Annotated in this window: 20 protein-coding genes; 16 read left to right on the plus strand and 4 right to left on the minus strand. The window is 24.4% G+C overall.

Annotation, left to right across the window (positions count from 1 at the left end):
* Nucleotide 1: 1 nt before the first annotated feature.
* The gene (locus D9V67_RS00620) at nt 2-400 is read right to left on the minus strand and encodes an iron-sulfur cluster assembly accessory protein (protein ID WP_158359079.1); all 399 of its coding nucleotides are present in this window, start codon (nt 398-400) and stop codon (nt 2-4) included.
* 144 nt (nt 401-544) lie between these two features.
* On the opposite strand from D9V67_RS00620, the gene ydiK reads away from it, so the two are divergent.
* From ydiK to yajC, 12 genes are all read left to right on the plus strand, one after another.
* Complete coding sequence (ydiK, locus tag D9V67_RS00625; RefSeq protein ID WP_158359081.1) at nt 545-1,627, plus strand: AI-2E family transporter YdiK; 1,083 nt, start codon at nt 545-547, stop codon at nt 1,625-1,627.
* A 238-nt stretch (nt 1,628-1,865) separates the two neighbouring features.
* Nucleotides 1,866-2,912, plus strand: coding sequence for a 3-deoxy-7-phosphoheptulonate synthase (locus tag D9V67_RS00630; RefSeq protein WP_158359083.1), 1,047 nt, complete (start codon nt 1,866-1,868; stop codon nt 2,910-2,912).
* Nucleotides 2,913-3,072: 160 nt separating this feature from the next.
* On the plus strand, nt 3,073-5,001 hold the full coding sequence (gene thrS, locus D9V67_RS00635) for a threonine--tRNA ligase (protein ID WP_158359086.1): 1,929 nt from the start codon (nt 3,073-3,075) through the stop codon (nt 4,999-5,001).
* A 3-nt stretch (nt 5,002-5,004) separates the two neighbouring features.
* On the plus strand, nt 5,005-5,544 hold the full coding sequence (gene infC / locus D9V67_RS00640; RefSeq protein ID WP_158359088.1) for a translation initiation factor IF-3: 540 nt from the start codon (nt 5,005-5,007) through the stop codon (nt 5,542-5,544).
* Nucleotides 5,545-5,635: 91 nt separating this feature from the next.
* Nucleotides 5,636-5,833, plus strand: coding sequence for a 50S ribosomal protein L35 (rpmI, locus tag D9V67_RS00645; protein WP_158359090.1), 198 nt, complete (start codon nt 5,636-5,638; stop codon nt 5,831-5,833).
* A 41-nt stretch (nt 5,834-5,874) separates the two neighbouring features.
* Nucleotides 5,875-6,231: a 50S ribosomal protein L20 gene (gene rplT / locus D9V67_RS00650; RefSeq protein ID WP_158359092.1), complete on the plus strand. Its 357-nt coding sequence runs from the start codon at nt 5,875-5,877 to the stop codon at nt 6,229-6,231.
* A gap of 228 nt (nt 6,232-6,459) precedes the next feature.
* Nucleotides 6,460-7,449 (plus strand): phenylalanine--tRNA ligase subunit alpha, encoded by a 990-nt coding sequence (gene pheS, locus D9V67_RS00655; protein WP_158359095.1) that lies wholly within the window; start codon nt 6,460-6,462, stop codon nt 7,447-7,449.
* 9 nt (nt 7,450-7,458) lie between these two features.
* The gene (pheT, locus tag D9V67_RS00660) at nt 7,459-9,843 is read left to right on the plus strand and encodes a phenylalanine--tRNA ligase subunit beta (protein ID WP_158359097.1); all 2,385 of its coding nucleotides are present in this window, start codon (nt 7,459-7,461) and stop codon (nt 9,841-9,843) included.
* A 4-nt stretch (nt 9,844-9,847) separates the two neighbouring features.
* Nucleotides 9,848-10,147 carry an integration host factor subunit alpha gene (locus D9V67_RS00665; RefSeq protein ID WP_158359099.1) on the plus strand — a complete coding sequence of 100 codons (300 nt, stop codon included), beginning with the start codon at nt 9,848-9,850 and terminating at the stop codon, nt 10,145-10,147.
* Between the two features lie 51 nt (nt 10,148-10,198).
* Nucleotides 10,199-11,266 (plus strand): tRNA preQ1(34) S-adenosylmethionine ribosyltransferase-isomerase QueA, encoded by a 1,068-nt coding sequence (gene queA / locus D9V67_RS00670; protein WP_158359101.1) that lies wholly within the window; start codon nt 10,199-10,201, stop codon nt 11,264-11,266.
* Nucleotides 11,267-11,313: 47 nt separating this feature from the next.
* Nucleotides 11,314-12,423, plus strand: coding sequence for a tRNA guanosine(34) transglycosylase Tgt (tgt, locus tag D9V67_RS00675; protein ID WP_158359103.1), 1,110 nt, complete (start codon nt 11,314-11,316; stop codon nt 12,421-12,423).
* Between the two features lie 26 nt (nt 12,424-12,449).
* The gene (gene yajC, locus D9V67_RS00680) at nt 12,450-12,782 is read left to right on the plus strand and encodes a preprotein translocase subunit YajC (RefSeq protein WP_158359105.1); all 333 of its coding nucleotides are present in this window, start codon (nt 12,450-12,452) and stop codon (nt 12,780-12,782) included.
* A 15-nt stretch (nt 12,783-12,797) separates the two neighbouring features.
* Here yajC and glyS read toward each other — a convergent pair whose 3' ends face one another.
* The gene (gene glyS, locus D9V67_RS00685; protein WP_158359107.1) at nt 12,798-14,876 is read right to left on the minus strand and encodes a glycine--tRNA ligase subunit beta; all 2,079 of its coding nucleotides are present in this window, start codon (nt 14,874-14,876) and stop codon (nt 12,798-12,800) included.
* The gene (glyQ, locus tag D9V67_RS00690) at nt 14,869-15,789 is read right to left on the minus strand and encodes a glycine--tRNA ligase subunit alpha (protein ID WP_158359109.1); all 921 of its coding nucleotides are present in this window, start codon (nt 15,787-15,789) and stop codon (nt 14,869-14,871) included. The genes glyS and glyQ overlap by 8 nt, the downstream gene beginning before the upstream one ends.
* A gap of 184 nt (nt 15,790-15,973) precedes the next feature.
* Between glyQ and folE the strand changes: the two genes are divergently transcribed.
* The 3 genes from folE to rplY all read left to right on the plus strand — a co-directional run bounded on the left by folE (nt 15,974) and on the right by rplY (nt 18,030).
* A complete protein-coding gene (gene folE / locus D9V67_RS00695) occupies nt 15,974-16,642 on the plus strand; it encodes a GTP cyclohydrolase I FolE (RefSeq protein WP_158359111.1) in 669 nt (222 codons plus the stop codon).
* A 220-nt stretch (nt 16,643-16,862) separates the two neighbouring features.
* Nucleotides 16,863-17,705, plus strand: a complete 843-nt coding sequence (nfo, locus tag D9V67_RS00700; protein ID WP_158359113.1) for a deoxyribonuclease IV — start codon at nt 16,863-16,865, stop codon at nt 17,703-17,705.
* A gap of 40 nt (nt 17,706-17,745) precedes the next feature.
* The gene (rplY, locus tag D9V67_RS00705) at nt 17,746-18,030 is read left to right on the plus strand and encodes a 50S ribosomal protein L25 (protein WP_158359116.1); all 285 of its coding nucleotides are present in this window, start codon (nt 17,746-17,748) and stop codon (nt 18,028-18,030) included.
* A gap of 75 nt (nt 18,031-18,105) precedes the next feature.
* On the opposite strand, the gene D9V67_RS00710 is transcribed toward rplY, so the two are convergent.
* Nucleotides 18,106-18,876 (minus strand): DedA family protein, encoded by a 771-nt coding sequence (locus D9V67_RS00710; protein ID WP_158359118.1) that lies wholly within the window; start codon nt 18,874-18,876, stop codon nt 18,106-18,108.
* Nucleotides 18,877-19,042: 166 nt separating this feature from the next.
* Between D9V67_RS00710 and D9V67_RS00715 the strand changes: the two genes are divergently transcribed.
* Nucleotides 19,043-20,326 carry a peptidylprolyl isomerase gene (locus D9V67_RS00715; protein WP_158359120.1) on the plus strand — a complete coding sequence of 428 codons (1,284 nt, stop codon included), beginning with the start codon at nt 19,043-19,045 and terminating at the stop codon, nt 20,324-20,326.
* Nucleotides 20,327-20,329: the final 3 nt, after the last annotated feature.

Genomic DNA, 20,329 nt, shown 5'->3' on the forward strand with positions numbered 1-20,329 from the left:
TTTAATTAGTATTTATTGAAAAACTTTCACCACAACCACAAAAACTTTCTACTTTGGCATTATGAAATTTAAATATTTTATTAATATTATTTTTTATAAAATCTATTTTAATTCCTTCTATAAATGGCATTTCTTCAGAAGAAATATATATAAGAATATTTTGATAAAAAAATATAATTTCTTTTATATTTTTTTTTTGGTTTAAATCTGCATCGGTAATTAATTTCATAGTATAGCGAAATCCTGCACATCCTGATTTTTTTATACCTAACCTTATTCCTTTACTATCAGAATTTGAATTAATTAAAAATAAAATTTGCTTAACAGCATTATCAGTTATTGAAATTTTTTTCCATATATTTTTATTTGGAAAATAAGTATTAATATCGTTTTTCTTCATGTTATTCTCTCTTTTAAAACGCATGTGTAATAATCAAAAATATTTTTTTTATTAATCATTTTTGTAAAATTTAATGCTATAATTATTTCATATTTTAAAGAAATAAAAAAATTTTTTATAAAAATATTGAGGTAAAACAATTATATGCAAAATCCAAAAGAAAAAATGGATGTATCGCAGTCTATTTTATCACTGATATTTATTATTTCGATAGGTGTGATAAGCTTTTTAGTAATTCATCCATTTATATTAGGATTTTCTTGGGCTAGTATGATTGTAATTTCCACTTGGCCTCTAATGTTAAAAATACAAAAATTTTTAGGTGGCAAACGTTCTCTTGCAGTAGCAATTATGATCATAATTTTGCTTCTTTTATTTATTATTCCAGTATTTTTTCTAGTTAATAGTTTAATTGCAACAAGTATTCCTCTTATTCATTGGTTTAGTTCAAATAACCTAGAATTTCCAGAGTTAGTTTGGCTTCAAGATATTCCACTCATCGGTAAAAAAATATTTATTAGTTATCAAGATTTACTATCTGGTGATGGAGGTGAATTAATTCGTGAGGTACGACCTTATATGGGACGTACAACTGAATTTATTATCCTTCAAGCTAAAAATTGTGGACTATTTGTGATACATTTGATGCTTATGCTTTTTTTCAGTGTCTTATTGTATTGGAATGGTGAAAAAATAAGTAAATCTATTCGTCATTTTGCATGTCGCCTTAGTTCAAAAAATGGAGATGCTATTATTTTTTTAGCTGTTCAAGCTGTCAGAGCTGTTGCTTTAGGTGTTGCAGTCACAGCTTTAATTCAAGCTATATTATCTGGTATAGGACTATTAGTTTCTGGTGTTCCTTATTGGGCATTATTAATGATAATAATTGTTTTTTCTTGTTTAGTACAATTAGGACCGTTACCTATTTTAATACCTTCTATTATATGGCTCTATTGGAATAATAATACTACTTGGGGAACAATATTATTAATTTGGAGTTGTCTAGTATTTATACTAGATCATATACTTAGACCGTTTTTTATACGAATGGGAGCAGATTTACCTATTTTATTAATTTTATCTGGAGTTATTGGTGGGTTATTGGCTTTTGGAATAATTGGTTTATTTATTGGTCCAGTTGTATTAGTAATATTTTATCGTTTAATAATATCATGGATTTATGGTATTTCTATCGCATCTATTTTAAATAATACATCATTAAAATAAATCGTTTTATTCATATAAATATAACAGATAGAATAAATACTTTTAATTCAACATATTCTAAATTATGATAATATAAAATATGATTTTTAATCAGATGAATAATTAATCAAAAAAAATATTTTTTCTATATAAAATTTTAAAAAAAGATTATAAATAAATTTATAACTATTTTGTTTTTTTTAATTATTATCATATCTTGCTATTCTTTCCAGCATAAATAATTCATTTAGAGAACAAAATGAAAAAAACAGATGAACTACGTACAATACGAATTGATCCATTAGTAACTCCATTTGAATTAGCGAAGGAATATTCTATTACTTCAGATATTATGGATAATGTTATCACGACAAGACAAAATATTGCTCGTATCATGACTGGAGAAGATTCGCGATTACTTGTTGTAATAGGACCATGTTCAGTTCATGACCCTATTGCTGCAGTAGAGTATGCACATCGATTATATGAATTACGTATAAAATACAAAGATCGTCTTGAAATTATAATGCGTACATATTTTGAAAAACCAAGAACAGTTGTGGGTTGGAAGGGATTAATTTCAGATCCTGATTTAAATGGTAGTTTTCGAGTTAATCATGGTTTAGCAATTGCTCGTAAATTATTATTAGATATAAACGCATTAGGAATGCCTGCAGCAACCGAATTTCTTGATATGGTAATAGGGCAATTCATTGCAGATCTAATTAGTTGGGGTGCTATTGGAGCACGAACAACTGAAAGTCAAATTCACAGAGAAATGGCTTCTGCTCTTTCTTGTCCCGTTGGTTTTAAAAATGGTACTGATGGTAATATACGAATTGCAATTGATGCTATTCGTGCAGCACAAGTTAGACATTTATTTTTAGCACCTAATAAAAATGGACAAATGACAATTAATCATACTAGTGGAAATCCTTATGGACATATAATTATGAGAGGTGGTCGTTCTCCTAATTATCATGCAGATGATATTGATTTAGCAGTAAAACATTTACGTGAATTTGGTTTATCAGAACATTTAATGATTGATTTTAGTCATGGTAATTGTTTAAAGGAACATCTTCGTCAAAAACATGTTGCTAAATCTGTTGCTAATCAAATTTATAATGGTTCTAGAGCTATATTTGGTGTTATGATTGAAAGTTTTTTAGAAGAAGGTTTTCAAAAAGTAATTAATAATCAGCCATTAATATATGGAAAATCAATTACTGATGCTTGTTTAAACTGGAAGGATAGTACTTTAATTATTAAACAATTAGCAGACGCTGTAGACATGCGTTTTTAATTTATATGCTAGTCAAAAAAATTTTGACTAGCATCTTTTTGTTAATGTAATTTTTTATTATGTAAAATAAAAGAATATCTTACATTTAAAGTAATAGTATGCAGAATTATTTTCTTTTAGACAACATGTGATTAATATTTTTAATTAAGGATTTTAAAGAATGCCTGTAATAAGATTTTGTGATGGAAGTCAGCAGGTGTACGAGCATTCTGTTCCATTGATAGAGATCATTAAAAATAAAAAACCTAGTATTATCAAATCTATTATTGCAATTTCTGTTAATAATAATTTTTCAGATTTGCATACTGTAATAAAAAAAGATTCTACTATAGAATTTATTCATAGAAAACATCATAATGCATTAAATATTATTCGACGCTCTTGTGCGCAACTTTTAAGTTATACTATAAAAAATATGTGGCCTATTTCTAAAATTGCTGAAAGTAACATTTTTAGAAATGGATTTTATTGTGATGTAGATTTAGAAAAAAAAATTTCAATACAAGATCTTGTATTATTAGAAAATAATATGAATGCTTTTATAAGAAAAGAATACGATATTCTTAACAAAAAAGTTTCTTTTTCTGAAGTATTGAAAATTTTTGAAAAATATTCTGAAACATATAAAGCATCTTTAATCAATAAAATAGTTGATCGGAAAAATAATATTTCTTTATATTATCACGAAAGTTATGTAGATCTTGATATAGGAATGCAAGTTTTTAATATAAAATTTTGTAAATATTTTAAATTACAAAAAATTGGAGGAGTTTATTGGAAAGGTGATAATAAAAATAAGATGTTACAACGTATTTATGGTACCGCTTGGTCTAATAAAGAAGAATTAGATAAACATCTAAATTATTTAACCGAATTAGAAAAGAGAGATCATCGCAAAATTGGAAAGTTTCTTGAATTATATCATATGCAAGAAGAATCTCCAGGTATGATTTTTTGGCATCATAATGGTTGGATTATATTTAATGAATTACAAAATTTTGTTCGAGAGAAATTAAAAGAATATCAATATAAAGAAGTTAAAACGCCATTATTAATAGATAAATTAATGTGGAAAGAAAGTGGACATTGGGATAATTATAAAAATGCAATCTTCACGACATTATCAGAACATCGAGAATATTGTATTAAACCTATGAATTGTCCAGGACATGTACAGATTTTTAACAATATATTAAAATCTTATCGAGATTTACCTGTTCGTATGGCAGAATTTGGTAGTTGTCATCGTAATGAACCATCAGGTTCTTTACATGGTCTTATGAGAGTAAGAAATTTTACTCAAGATGATGCTCATATATTTTGTAGTTCTGAACAAGTACGTCCTGAAATTAATAATTGTATTAAAATGATATATGATTTGTATAGTACATTTAATTTTAAAAAAATATTAGTCAAGCTTTCTACTCGTCCAGAAAAACGTATTGGTAGTGACTCTATGTGGGATCAATCAGAAAAAGATTTATCCGACATGCTGATAGAAAATCATTTATCATTTGAATATCAATTAGGTGAAGGTGCTTTTTATGGACCTAAAATTGAATTTATTTTACAAGATTCTTTAGATAGAAATTGGCAATGTGGTACGATTCAACTTGATTTTTATTTGTCATTACGTTTAAATTCATTTTATATTAATGAAAATAATGAACGTAAAGCACCTATAATTATTCATCGTGCTATATTGGGTTCAATAGAACGTTTTATTGGTATATTAATTGAAGAATGTTCCGGTAATTTACCAACATGGTTATCCCCTATACAAGTTATAATAATTAGTATTTCTAAGATTAGTATAGATTATGTTAAACAATTATCTAAAAAAATTTCTGATGCAAATATTCGTGTAGAATCAGATTTAAGAAACGAAAAAATAGGTTTTAAAATTCGTGAACATACATTACGTCGAATTCCATATATAGTAATTTGTGGTGAAAAAGAAATAGAATCTAAAAAAATTTCTGTTAGAAATAGAAATGGTTATAATTTTGGAATGATTGATATTAATATATTTATTGAAAAGTTACAAAAAGAAATATTTATGCGTAACTTTTTTCAAATGGAGGAATGAAGTATTAAAGGTGGAAAAAGAATTCAATTAACACGTCCTAATCGAATTAATAGTGAAATACGCGCTATTAAAGTTCGCTTAACAGGCGTTGATGGTGATCAAATTGGCATAGTTCATTTAAGGGAAGCTTTGTCAAAATCTGAGGAATTAGGATTAGATTTAGTAGAAATTAGTCCAAATGCTGAACCTCCAGTTTGTCGTATCATGGATTATGGAAAATTTCTTTATGAAAAAAGTAAATCTTCTAAAGAACAGAAAAAAAAACAAAAAGTCATTCAAATAAAAGAAATAAAATTTCGTCCTGGAACAGATGAAGGAGACTATCAAGTTAAATTACGTAATTTAACAAGATTCTTAGAAGATGGCGATAAAGCAAAAATTACTTTGCGATTTCGCGGTCGTGAAATGGCACATCAAAAAATAGGTGTAGATGTTTTAAATAGAGTGAAAAATGATCTAATTGAATTGGCAGTAGTTGAATCATTTCCATCTAAAATTGAAGGCCGTCAAATGATCATGATTTTAGCACCAAAGAAAAAATAGTAATTTTTGACTAGATGTTTTAAAAATAAATATATGATTTTTTTAAAAAATATCTTATATTTTTCTTTTTATAATTTAAATGAAATATTTTATGCCAAAAATTAAAACTTTAAAAAGTGCAGCTAAACGCTTTAAAAAAACTGCATCTGGTAAATTTAAACGTAAACAAGCAAATTTACGTCATATTTTAACTAAAAAAACTACAAGTAAAAAACGTCATCTTCGTCCTAAGATTTTAGTATCTCAAGGAGATATAGATAGCGTGAAATCTTTTTTACCGTATGCGTAAATTCATTTTTTTATTAAGATTTTACGAATAGGAGAGCATAAATGGCTCGTGTAAAACGTGGCGTAATTGCTCATGCTCGTCACAAAAAAATTTTAAAACAAGCAAAAGGTTATTATGGCGCTCGTTCTCGTATTTATAGAGTTGCATATCAAGCAGTAATTAAAGCTGGTCAGTATGCTTATCGTGATAGACGTCAAAGAAAAAGACAATTCCGACAATTATGGATTTCACGAATTAACGCTGCAGTTCGTCAAAGTCAAATGTCTTACAGTAATTTTATATTTGGTTTAAAAAAAGCTTCAATTAATATTGATCGAAAAGTATTATCTGATATTGCTATATTTGATATTTTTTCATTTAATGCATTAGTTAAAAAAGCAAAAGAAGCTTTATTATAAATAATTTTTTAAGTATCTTAAGAGAATAATAACTTAAGAGGAGGAATTATAATCTCCTCTCTGTTATTGTAAATAATATTAGTACATGGTTGAATATTTTTAAAAAACTGAAAAAATATTTTTTTTAAATTTTAAAGCATGTATTTTTAAAAAATGAGCTTCCTTTATGGAAGCTTTTTTAGTATTTTAAAGATATGTTCAAAAAACGTACAGAAGTAAGAAAATAAAATGTTAACTTTAAATAAATTATTTGAGTCTATTAAAATAGATATTCAAAAAGCTAATTCAATCAATGAAGTAGATGCAATTCGGATTAAATATTTAGGTAAAAAAGGAATTTTAACCACTTATATGAAAAATATGAAAGATTTTTCTTTTGAAGAAAAAAAAAAATACAGTATGATTATCAATCATATAAAAAAAAATATTATTATTGAAATTAATAAACAAAAGAAAAAATTACATGTATTTTTATTAAATCAACGAATTCAAAAAGAAAAAATTGATATTTCACTTCCTGGTCGTCGTACTGAGCATGGTTCTCTACATCCTATTACACATACCATTAATGCTGTTAAAAAATTTTTTTTAAGATTAGGTTTTCAATCTATTAATAGTCCTGAAATAGAAGATGAATATCATAATTTTGATGCTTTGAATATTCCTAAAAATCATCCAGCACGAGATTCTCATGATACTTTTTGGTTTGATAGAAATCGTTTATTAAGAACTCAAACTTCAAATATGCAAATTCGTATTATGAAGAAAGAAAAACTTCCAATTAGATTTATTTTTCCTGGAAAAGTGTATCGTAATGATTACGATCTCACACATACACCTATGTTTCACCAAATTGAAGGTTTAATAGTCGATAAAAATATTAATTTTTCTCATTTAAAATGGATTATATATAATTTCTTATATGATTTTTTTGGTAAAAATATTATTATTAAATTTCGTCCATCATATTTTCCTTTTACTGTTCCTTCTGCAGAAGTGGATATTATTAATGATCATGGACAATCACTAGAAATATTAGGATGCGGAATGGTTCATCCTAAAGTTTTAAAAAATGTCAATATTAATTCTAATTTATATTCTGCTTGTGCTTTTGGGATAGGAATTGAAAGAATTACAATGTTACGTTATGGCATTTCTGATCTTCGATCTTTTTTTGAAAATGATATAAGATTCTTAAAACAATTTAAATATAATTAGTGAGATCAAATGAAATTTAGTGAAAAATGGTTACGTGAATGGATAAATCCAAAGGTAGATAGTAGTATTTTATATGATCAAATTTCAAATTCTGGTATAGAAGTAGAATCTGTAAAAAAATTTGAACCTATATTTAGTGGCGTTGTAGTCGGTCAAATAGTAAAGTGTATTATTCATCCCGAATTAAATAATTTAAAAATATTAAAAGTAGATATAGGTAATAAAAAATTATTAAACATTATATGTAGAGCACCTAATTGTCGTAATAATATTAAAGTTGCAGTTGCTATTGTCGGTGCTATTTTACCAAAAAATATTAAAATTGATAAAAGAAAGTTTAAAGAAGAAATATCTGAAGGAATGTTATGTTCTTTTTTTGAATTAGGTTTGTTTAATGCTAGTAGAATTATTGAATTTTCTAAAGATACACCTATAGGTATTGATGTTAAGAATTATTTAGAATTGAAAGATAATATTATTAAAGTATCTACTACATCTAATCGTCCAGATGGTTTAAGTATTTTAGGAATATCACGTAATATTGCAGCTATAAATAACTTAAAAATATCGACTTTAAAAAATAAATTAATTTCTATCACTACTGAAAAAAATATTGATGTTGATATTAAAACTAAAAAAACATCTATTAATTATATTGGAAGAATTATCAAAAATGTCAATGTAAATATTGATACTCCTTTTTGGATGAAAAAAAAGTTATTTCTTGCTGATAGTTTATCTGAAAATATTATTACAAATATTATAAATTATATTTTAATTGAAATTGGACAACCATTAAATGCATTAGATGCAGATAATATTAATGAGCATATTATTATACGAATGGCAAATAATACAGAAAACATAATTTTAAAAAATAATATTAAAATAAATTTAAATGAAGATATATTAGTTTTTTCTGATAAAGATAAGATATTATCTATTCCTGGTAATATAAATGGTGATGGATCAGAGATTAGTACACATACTAAGAATATATTTTTAAGTACGTTTTTAATCGATAAAAAAATAGTTATGAATATTCTAAAAAAGATAAATTCTAATAAAATATTAGAATATTATAGATATGGTATTGATCCTTGTTTGCAAAAATATGCTCTTGAATATGCAACGGATTTAATTATAAAGATATGTGGTGGTGAGCCTGGTCCTATTAATAAAAAAAATAATTTTTCATCTTTGTCGACTCATAATTCAATACGTTTACATCATAACAGATTGAATAAAATTATTGGTAAAGTAATTGATACAGATATTGTATCAAATATTTTATATAATTTAGAATATCAATTAGTTTTTCAAAAAAAATATTGGGATGTAATTCCTCCTAGTTGGCGATTTGATATACTAATTGAAGAAGATGTAATAAGTGATATACTTAGAATATATGGTTATAACAATATTTCTTTAAATCCTTTACAGGAATCAGTATTTTTTAGTCAAAAAAATGAATTAACGGATTTATTTTTAGACAAATCTGCTATGATATTAATTAATCAAGGTTATCATGAAGTTATAACTTATGGTTTTATTGATCCAAATATACAAGAAATTATGTTTCCTAATAAAAAAAGATTATTGCTATCTAATCCTATTTCTCAAGATATGTCATGTATGCGCTCATCATTGTGGCCTGGTTTACTTAAAACAGTTTCTTACAATAAAAATCGTCAACAACATAATGTTCGTTTTTTTGAAAGTGGTCTGTGTTTCTCAATTGATAAAAAAGAAAACCTTGGTGTTCGACAAGAAATGTTTTTATCAGCAGTAATAAGTGGTGATTATATTAAAGATAATTGGTATTCTTCTGAAACAAGAAAATTAGATTTTTATGATTTAAAAGGTGACTTAGAATTGATATTAGAAGAAATATGTGGTTTAGAAGATATAGAGTTTAGGCGTAAAAATATAAATGGACTACATCCAGAACAAAGTGCATCTATATATCTTAAAAATATTTTTATTGGTAGTATTGGAGCGATAGATCCAAGATTAGAAGAAGAACTAAATATAAATAATACAACATTTTTATTTGAAATATTATTAAATCATTTTTCAGATGTTAAACTATTAAAAATTCAAGAAATTTCAAAATTTCCTTCTATTAGACGAGATCTTGCAATATTAATATCAGAAGATATTCCTGTATCTGATGTTATTAAGCAATGTAAAAAATTTTTTATTAAAACAGCAGTAGAAATTAATCTCTTTGATTTATATTCTTGTCAAGAATTTATTAATAAAAAAAGTTTAGGTATTCGATTTATTTTTCAAAATCAGAAAAGAACTTTACAAGAAAATGAAATTAATTTAATGATGAATGATTGCATAGGAGCATTAAAGAAAATATTTCAAATTATCTTAAGGAAATAAATTTATGGTGCTTACAAAAGCTGCAATTTCAGAAAATTTATTTGAAAAATTACAATTAACTAAAAAAGATTCAAAAAAATTTGTAGAGTTTTTTTTTGAAGAGGTTAGGAAATCTTTAGAAAAGGGAGAAAATGTCAAATTATCTGGATTTGGAAATTTTAAATTAAAAGATAAAAAAGAACGTCCTGGCAGAAACCCACGAACAGGAGAATCTGTTCTTATAACAGCTAGACGAGTAGTGACTTTTAAAGCTGGTCAAAAATTAAAAAGTAGAATTGAAAATTATTTATCAAACAAAAAATAATAATATTTATATATAATAAAAATTATTTTTCTTTTTTATAAGACGCACAGTATGCAACTTTCTGATTTTTCTTTTGTTTTACCAAAATCACTTATATCTTTTTATCCTTGTTTTGTTCGAAGTAAATGTCGTTTAATGATTATAGATGGACAAAATGGAAAAATATCTCATAAACGTTTTTTTAATATTATAGATGAAATTGATTCTAATGATTTAATTATTTTAAATGATACTGAAGTAATTCCAGCTCGATTTTTTGGATATAAAAAAAGTGGCGGTAAAATTGAATGTTTAGTTGAAAAAATAATAGATTTTAATAGAATATTAGTCAGAATTAAAAATTCTAAAAATATTTATATTGGAAGTGATATTTTTTTTGGGGAACATAATGAAATTAAAAGTTCTATAATTAATTATAGAAATTCTTTTTTTGAAATTTTTTTTCATAGCAAATATTATTCATCTATTGATATTATTTACAAAATTGGACATATACCTTTACCTCCTTATATTAAAAGATTTGAATCTACGTTAGATATAGACTTGTATCAAACTGTGTATAAAAATAAAATAGGTTCAATTGCTGCTCCTACTGCCGGATTACATTTTGATTTACCTTTATTAGAGCGTCTTAATAAAAAAGGAGTAGATATAGATTATATAACATTACATATAGGTTCTGGAACCTTTGAACCTATTAGAAAACAAAATATTAAAGAGCATATTATGCATTCTGAATTAGTTACAGTATCTTCTATATTAATAAACAAAATTCAATCATGTAAAAAAAAAGGTGGTCGTATTATTGCAGTCGGTACTAGTACACTCCGTGCGTTAGAGAGTGCATATCACTCTCCTCAATGGAATCATACAAATAGTTTTATAGGAAATACTAATATATTTATATATCCTGGTTATAAACATAATATTGTTGATGCATTGATTACTAATTTTCATATTCCTGAATCCACATTAATTATGTTAGTAGCTTCTTTTTTAGGTTATAAAAACACTATGAATGCTTATTTTGAAGCTATAAAAAATAAATATAATTTTCTTAGTTATGGTGATGCCATGTATATAACATATAATACATATGCACCATATGAAAAGTTATAATTTAATATTTAAAATAACAAAATATCATGAAAAATAATGGAGAAAGAATGAATTTTCAAGTTGTGCATCAAGATGGTAATGCTAGATATGGTGCATTTATTTTTAATCAGGATATAATAGAAACACCTATTTTTATGCCAGTTGGTACTTATGGTACAGTTAAAAGTCTTAGTACAGAAGAAATTAAAGAGACAGGTAGTAAAGTTATTTTAGCTAATGCTTTTCATTTATATTTACGACCCGGTCAAGAAATCATAAAATTACATGGGAATTTACATAATTTCATGAATTGGTCAGGACCTATTCTTACTGATTCTGGTGGATTTCAAGTTTTTAGTCTTTCAAAATTTTGTAAAGTTAATAGAGAAGGAGTTTTATTTAAAAACCATATTAATGGTAAAAGTTTTTTTTTAACTCCAGAAATTTCTATGAAAATTCAGTTAGATTTAGGTTCTAATATTGTTATGGTTTTTGATCAATGCATTGCATATACCCATGATTGGGAAAGAATAAAAAATGCTATGGAAAGATCTTTATATTGGGCAAAAAAAAGTCGTACATATTTTGATTTATATCAAAATAAAAATTTATTATTTGGTATTATCCATGGAGGAATCTATCCCTCGTTACGAGATATTTCACTGCAAGAATTAATAAAAATAGATTTTGATGGATATGCATTAGGTGGTTTAGCTGTTGGAGAATCTAAAAAAGAACTACATGACATGTTAGAACATATTTGTCCTCAAATACCAAGAAATAAACCTAGATATTTAATGGGAGTAGGTAGACCAGAAGATTTAGTAGAAGGAGTAAGTCGTGGCATAGATATGTTTGATTGTGTCATGCCCACTCGAAATGCTAGAAATGGATATTTATTTGTTACACATGGTCTAATTAAAATTAGAAACAAAAGATATAAAAAAGATTTATCTGTATTAGATAAAAATTGTACTTGTTATACCTGTAAAAATTATACAAGATCTTATTTACATCATTTAGATTCATGTAATGAAATATTAGGAGCTCGTTTAAATACTATACATAATTTACATTATTATCAAACATTAATGTTTAATATTAGAAATGCGATAAAAAATAATACATTTGATAAATTTGTTTTTAATTTTTATAATCAAAAACAAAATACTATATAATATTTAATATATAAGGATAATAATAGATGAATTTTTTTATTCAAAGTGCTAACGCTGCAGTAAATCAGTCATCAGAAAGCAATTCATATTCTCTTATATTTATGCTTGTCATATTTTTATTAATTTTTTATTTTATGCTCTTTCGTCCTCAACAAAAGAAAGATAAAGAACATAAAAGTCTTATGGATTCTTTAAGTCAAGGAGATGAAGTTATAACAACTAGTGGTTTGTTAGGTAGAATAAATAAAATTACTAAAAATGGATATATTTTACTACAATTAAACGATAATGCAGAGGTATTTATAAAAAAAGATTTTATAGCATCATTATTACCTAAAGGCACTTTAAAATCTTTATAATTTTTTTATTCTTATTTAATATAAATAAGAAAAATTAATAATTTTAGTAAAAATTTTTTCTAATTTCTTTAATAAAACGAATCGATTATTTCGTATTTCTAAATCATCATCATAGATCTTGATGTTTCTAAAAAAGTTATCTATAGGTTTATCGAGTTCTTTTATTTTTAATAAAATTTCTTTGTATTTTTTTTCTTCAAATAATCTTTTTGTATTATTATTAAAGGTATCAATATGAGTAAATAATTCTATTTCTTCTGTTTTTTTGATTAATTTTATATTAATTTTTCCAGTAATTTTTCTATCTTCTTGTTTTAAAATATTAGATATTCTTTTTACAGATAATATTATTGATTTTGAACAATCTAGTGTTTTAAAAAAAGAAATAGCTTTTATTTTTTTATCAATATCTATTAGTTGTGTTGATTTACATGATAATACTGATTTTATAATTTGTATATCGTATCCCGTTTTTTCATACCAATAAATAAGTCTTGTCATAAAGAATTTAATTATTTTTTTACATAAGAATAAATGATCAACATGTTTTTTATTATATAAGTCAAGACTTTTTTTGATTAAATTTTTTAAGTCTAATGGTATATTTTTTATTATAATGATACGAAGTATACCTATAGCTAAGCGTCTTAAAGCAAAAGGATCTTTTTCTGAATTTGGTATCTTACCAAGATAAAACATTCCTGATATAGTATCTATTTTATCAGCAATAGATAATGCACAGCCTATTATAGTAGATGGAAGTTTATCACCTGAAAAAGATGGTAAATATTGTTCTTTTAATGCGATTGAAATATCTTTTTTCTCTTGATCTTGCGCAGCATAATACATTCCTACAATACCTTGTAATTCTGGAAACTCACAGACCATATTAGTCACCAAATCACATTTAGACAGATAAGCTGCCCTAATTGAGGTTTTTATTTTTATATCACCAATACTATGTTGTACAATCCATTCTATTAGTAATTGAAGACGGAGTGTTTTTTCATATAATGAACCTAAATTTTTATGAAATAAAACTTTTTTTAGAGACAAACGATAATCTTCTAATTTCATTTTTCTATCATTTTGCAAAAAGAATTCAGCATCTGAAAGTCGTGCGTGCATAACTTTTTCATTTCCTATAATAATTTCATTAGGTTTTTTTGAATTAATATTAGAGATAAAAATAAAATATGGAAGAAGTACATTTTTTATATCATATATCGGAAAGCATTTTTGTTGGTATTCTATAACATGTACTAATATTTTTTTAGGTATATTAAGGAATTTTTTTTCGAAATGAGCTAAGAATGCTACAGGAGATTCCACTAAAGCAGTAACCTCTTCAATTAGAGCATTATTGTTCTTAATAAAGCCATCTTTTTTTTGTGCTAGTATATTAATTTGTTTGATAATTTCTTCTTTACGGATTGTATAATCGGCTATAATATTATTCTTATACCAAAGAATATTAGGATATTCATTTGCATTTTTAATTCGTAAGTTTTTTTCTTTTGAAGAAATATGATGATGAAGAAAATTATTTGAATCTATATTAAAGACTTTTCCTTTAATAATTTTATTATTTAATAAAATAACAACATTACGGATAGGACGAGAGAATTTTTGCTTTTGTGATTCCCATCGCATTGGTTTGATGATAATAATTTTTTTAAGTGCTATTTCAGTTATTTTAGGTAGTAAGAGTTCTGTTTTTTCTTGTTTGATTATTGTATTATAACATAACCATTCACCTTTTTTAGTTTTTAAACGCTGAGCTTGATCAAGATTAATTCTACAATATTTTGCCCAACTGTTAGCTGCTTCTGTTGGTAAACCATGTTTATCATAAGAATCTATTATTAGCGGACCTTTTTTATTTATTTGTATTGTTTTATCAGATGTATCAATATCTATAACTTTTAAGGCTAGTCTTCTAGGAGTAGAAAAATATTTAATACTTGTATATGAAATATTATATAGTTTTAATTGCTCATTAAAATTATTATAAAAAGATAAAGATATTGTATTGAGTATTTTAGCTGGAATTTCTTCAGTTCCAATTTCTACTAATAATGTATTTTTAGTCATATGAATCTCTTTTTTTTTGACATAATGGAAAGCCTAATTTTTCTCTTAAATCAAAATGTTTTTGAGCAATTTGTTTAGTTAATTTACGTACACGTAAAATATAATTTTGACGTTCATTTAAAGATATAGCTTTTCTTGCATCTAATAAATTAAATATATGATTGGCATGTAGTGTTTTTTCATATGCTACTAATAATAGTGGTGGTTTTAAATTTATTAATTTTTGTGCTTCTGATTCATATCTTTCAAAACTATTAAATAAGAAATCAAGATCAGAATATTGAAAATTATATTTTGACTGTTCTATTTCATTTTGTTGAAAAATATCACCATAAGTGATTTTTTCGTTTTTGTTTTCATTCCAAAGAAGATCATATACATTTATTTTTTTTTGCATATGCATAGCAATTCTTTCCAATCCATATGTTATTTCAATAGTAACAGGATCACATTCTAATCCACCTACTTGTTGAAAATATGTAAATTGAGTAATTTCCATTCCATTTAACCAGACTTCCCAACCAATCCCCCAAGCACCTAATGTAGGATTTTCCCAATTATCTTCTACAAAACGTATATCGTTTACTTTTTTATTGATATTCAATAAATTTAATGAATTTAGATATATTGTTTGTATATTATGTGGAGGAGGTTTTATAATAACTTGAAATTGATAATAATGTTGTAAACGATTAGGATTTTCTGCATATCTTCCATCAGAAGGACGGCGACAAGGTTGTACATATGCTGCTTTTATTGGTTCAGGTCCAATAGCACCTAAAAAAGTTTTAGTATGAAATGTACCTGCTCCTATTGGTAAGTCTAGTGGTTGAAAAATAGTACATTCTTGTTCCATCCAGTATTTTTCTAAAGTTGTAATTAGATTATAAAAAGTATTATGATAATTTTGCATTTTACATCCAGAAAGAGATAATAGAAGATATATTGTATTTTTTTTATTATTATATGTAATAATAAGTTTATGTATTTTTTGTGTTAATAATTTACTTATATTAATAATTTTTTATATATTCTAGTGATTTAAATAATTAAAAATAGAAATAAAAACATACTCTTTATAAAAAAGTAAAATAATCATGATAAAATTTAGTGAAGAAGCTAATTTAGCACACAATGCACTTTTAGAAAAAAAAATAGAAAACTCTATTATAAGAGAATACAATGATATAAATGAAAAAGAAAGAGAATTATTAATAGGTAAACATATATATCAAATTATGCTTTTACTTAATTTAGATTTAAAAAATGATAGTTTGAAAGATACACCAGCTCGTATATCAAAAATGTATAATCATGAAATATTTTCCGGATTAAATTATAAAAATTTTCCAAAGATTACATTTATCGATAATCAAATGAATATGAATGAGATAATTATAATTAGAAATATAGTATTAATCAGCACTTGTGAACATCATTTTATTACAATGAACGGACAAGCTACTATTGCATATATTCCTAAAAATAAAATTATAGGATTATCTAAAATTAATAGAATTGTACAATTTTATGCTAAAAGACCTCAAATACAAGAACGTTTAACAAAACAAATATTGGTCGTATTGCAAGTTTTATTGCAAACTAAGGATGTTGCAGTTGTTATTAACATGGAACATTTTTGTGTTAAAGCACGTGGTGTTTGTGATGTGAATAGTAGTACTATGACTTCTTCTTTAGAAGGTCGATTTAAATCCGATCAAAATGTTCGTGATGAGTTTTTTTATAAAAAAAATATTTGTAAATGAATTAAATATATTTTATCAATTTCTATTGATTAAAAAAGACTTTCTCAGTATTATATTATTTTTATAATAAATTTTTTTAATTTACATATTTGATATATGCCTATTATATAATTCTTTTTTAGTTTTTTTATTTAGATCTATTAGATCTATAAAAATATTTTTAAAACAAATATTTTTAACAAAATACAGTAGATAATATTGTTATAGGAAAAAATAAAAAATGAAGTATATTGGTGCGCATACTAGTGCTTCTGGAGGTTTAGAAAAAGCAATTTTTCGAGCTGTTCAAATAAAAGCAACAGCTCTTTCTTTTTTTACTAGAAATCAACGTCAATGGATTTCTCCTTCATTAACTCAACAAAAAATATATGATTTTAAACGAGCTTGCATTGAGTATAAATTTACACCTCAACAGATTTTACCTCATAGTAGTTATTTAATTAATTTAGGCCATCCTATTGATAGTTTATTAGAAAAGTCACGAACTTCTTTTATTAATGAAATATTACGTTGTAATCAACTTGGTCTAATTTTTTTGAATTTTCATCCAGGTAGTCACTTAAATAAAATTACTGAACATGATTGTTTGTTAAGAATTGCTGAGTCTATTAATATCGCTTTAGATAAAACTAAAAATGTAATTGCAGTTATAGAAAATACTGCAGGACAAGGTACAAATGTTGGGTATTGTTTTGAACATTTATCTGAAATTATTAAACATGTTAATAATAAATCTAGAGTTGGTGTTTGTATTGATACCTGTCATTTATTTGTTGCAGGATATGACTTACGAACTGAAGAAGATTGTGAAAATACATTTAAAAAATTTAATGATATAATAGGATTTAAGTATTTAAAAGGTATTCACTTAAATGATTCTAAAAAAAAAATTAATAGTCGAGTAGATCGTCATGCAAATTTAGGATTAGGTGAGATAGGAAGATTAGCTTTTACATGGATTATAAGAAATAATAATTTTCATAATGTTCCTATAATTTTAGAAACGACTGATTCTATGCTATGGGAGAATGAAATTTCCTGGTTAAGATCACAAAAAATATAATGAAATACATTTGTTTTTTTATACTAAAAGAGAGAAAATTATGTTAATAGTTAATGCAGAATTAAGAGAAGAAAAAGGTAAAAGTATTAGTAGAAGATTACGTGTTAAAAATAAATTTCCAGGTATTTTATATGGAGCAAATCAAGAGAGTACTCTGCTGATACTAGATCATAATTCTATTTTTAATTTACAAAAAAAAATAGAATTTTATAAAGAATATTTATTGTTAATTATTCAAGATCAGAAATATACAGTCAAAGTTCAAGCAGTTCAACGTCATTCTTTTAAATTAAAATTATTACATATTGATTTTTTACACGTTTAGTAATTTTAAACTAATATAATTGAATTCCTAGTAAATACTCATGCTAATACTTAGCATTATTAAAATTTAATTTTTTTATTTAATACCAAATAATATAGAAAATAATATTTTTTTAAAAACAAACATTGTAGGATGAAATTGTATAAAAATTAAACTAGTAATTGCAGAAATAACTGTTATTATTGCTAGCCAACCAGTATTTGTTTGGTTGAAGAACGAAGAAGTATTAGTTCGATTTTTTTTTATTTTCCACCACTTGGATACTAGCCATATTCCAATCCAGATTAAAATTGAAATAATTAATAAAAACCATTTAAAATAGTCATTTTCAGGATTTTGAGGTATATTTATAGTGATACCAGTGACTATTCCAGGGAAAAAATAGACTGGAGGCCATAGTATACATCCAATAACACTAGGTAAAAAAAACTTATTTAATGGTAATTTTAGCATACCAGAAATCATTGGTATTAAAGGTCTCGTTGGACCTATAAATCTACCTATAATAATAGTTATAAAGCTATGTTTATGCAGTAAAGATTTTGTTTTATTAAATAATTTTTGATTTTTTTTTAAAAATTTAAAATCGCATAACCAATTTTTAAAATATAATCCAATATAGTATGAGATCCAATCTCCTAGTGCACATCCTATTGTGCCGGATATCCAAGCGGGATAGAATGATAATCTTCCATCACCTATAAAAGTACCTAGTGTAGTCATTAAGATAATGCCAGGTAATAACAATCCTACTAAAGCAAGAGATTCTAAAAAAGATACTATGCCAACTACTAATAGTGAATAAGTTAAAGATTGTGTGATAAAGTTTGTTAACCAAGATTCCATAAATTCTCATTATTTTCGATGTTATGTGACAGGAAAAATTGTTTTTATGAATATTTATACTTTATATAATTTTCAAAATAACCTCAAGAAAAATTTTTTTAATTTTATTTAATAAAAATATTATATTATTAAAAATTTAAAAATAGAATAAAAAAGAAGAATTAAAATGAAAGTATGGATTTGTATAATTTTATATGTTTTTAGTACTATATTTTGTGTTGCATCTAAAGAATTAGAAATAGATAATATTACAGCTATTATAAATGATCAAATTATATTAAAAAGTGATATTAACAAGATTCTCTCTTTATTTGAAAAAGAAGATGAACATTTTAAAATACCTTTAAAAATTAATTTTTTAAAAGAAAAAGTAATTCAAAAATTAATTTTAGAGAATTTAATTTTACAAGAAGCAAGTAATATGCATATAGTAGTTACTAAAGAACAAATAAATACTATGATTCAAAAGATAGCTTTGAAAAAAAAGATTAGTGTTGATCAGTTGAAAAATAATATTTTATTTAATAGTCATTTTACTTATAAAAATTATATCAATAATATTAAAAAATTATTAACAATTAAAATGATACAAGATTACGAGCTTAATAAACGTATTAATATTTCAGAAAAAGAAGTGAATTTTGTTTTTAAAAAACTTATAGAAAATAATAAACAATTAAAAAAGATAAATTTAAGCTATATTTTATTACCTTTTTTGAAAGAAAATTCTAATTTCGATATAAATAATAAAAAGAAAATAGCAGAGAGTATTATCATAAAACTTAAAAAAGGTTATGATTTTGAAAAATTATATGCGGAATGTAAAAAGAAGAATAGTCTTTTTTTGGTAAAAAAAATGTTTTGGATGAATTTTCAAGATATACAAAATAGTTTTTCTAATGCTTTTAATATTATAGAAAAAGGACAAATTTTAGGACCTATTTTAGGTAATAAAGGACTTTATATTTTTAAAGTAAATAATATTAATAATAATCAAGAAAATGTTATAACTGAATTTTATATACAACATTGTTTAATTAAACCTTCTATTATTCTAACAGATTTAGAATCAAAAAATAATATTTTAGATATATATAAAAATATTAAGAAAGGAATTTATAGCTTTGATTATGCTGTGAAAAATTTTTCTCAAGATTTTTATTCATCTAATAAAAATGGTGATATAGGATGGATTTCTGAAGAATCATTTAATTCTAATGTTAATAAAGTATTATTATCTTTAAAAAAAAATGAGATAAGTAAGCCGATTAAATCTAACTTCGGATGGCATATAGTTAAATTACTAGATAAACGTCAAGTAGATAAATTTTATCATTTAAAAAGAAGAGAAGCATATAATATTTTATTTCTCCAAAAAATGACATTAGAAAAACGTCATTGGATAGAAAATCTTAAACACTTATCTTATATAAAAATCATAGGATCATAGTAT

The sequence above is a fragment of the Buchnera aphidicola (Brachycaudus cardui) genome (assembly GCF_005081945.1).
Lineage (GTDB): Bacteria > Pseudomonadota > Gammaproteobacteria > Enterobacterales > Enterobacteriaceae > Buchnera > Buchnera aphidicola_AN.